The organism is Flectobacillus rivi, assembly GCF_030056655.1.
In the GTDB taxonomy this organism is placed as follows: domain Bacteria; phylum Bacteroidota; class Bacteroidia; order Cytophagales; family Spirosomataceae; genus Flectobacillus; species Flectobacillus rivi.
The window spans coordinates 1-597 of the sequence record NZ_JASHIE010000040.1; the positions used below are offsets into that span (position 1 = coordinate 1).

The window sequence follows — 597 nt, forward strand, 5'->3', positions numbered from 1 at the left end:
CAACAAGATACATGCACTGTCGTTCGACCCAAGAGCTGCTAAAAAAGTTGTTGATAGCCTAGATATTATCAATAAGGTCTACGAGCAACAAATTGAAGATTTTCAAGCACAACTCTTCGATTTGAATGATGATGAGTTTAAGAACCTCAAAGAGAAACTCATGCAAATCAAAGGCATTGGTGAAAAAGCTGCAACAGGGATTATCATCCAAACTAATGGGCTCAAAAACTTTCACTCTGCCAAAGCACTTGCTGCTTTTCTAGGACTTGTACCCACAATCAAGCAATCGGGAACTTCTCTAAAAAGCAGAGGTAGATTGGTCAACACAGCTTGCAAACAACTCAGGTCTATCCTCTTTTGTGCAGCTCAATCAGCAGCCAGGTTTAACTTAGATTGTAAAGATCTCTACACAAGACTACTGGCTAAAGGTAAATCCAAGAAAGCCGCTAAAATGGCAGTTGCACACAAACTCATTAGACAAGCTTTCGCTATCGTCAAAAACAATACTGTGTTTCAGAATGATTTTCAGGCAAATAAAATTGCGCTCACAAAATAATATTTGCCTGAAAGTTTGATTTTTAATACAGTTCATCACTC

At 38.4% G+C, this 597-nt stretch carries 1 protein-coding gene; it reads left to right on the forward strand.

What is annotated here, in order from left to right; all coding sequences use genetic code 11:
• Nucleotides 1-556, forward strand: a 556-nt coding sequence (locus tag QM481_RS24825) for a transposase (RefSeq protein ID WP_283383797.1), incomplete at its 5' end; no start/stop codon positions are given.
• Between the last annotated feature and the right edge of the window lie 41 nt (nucleotides 557-597).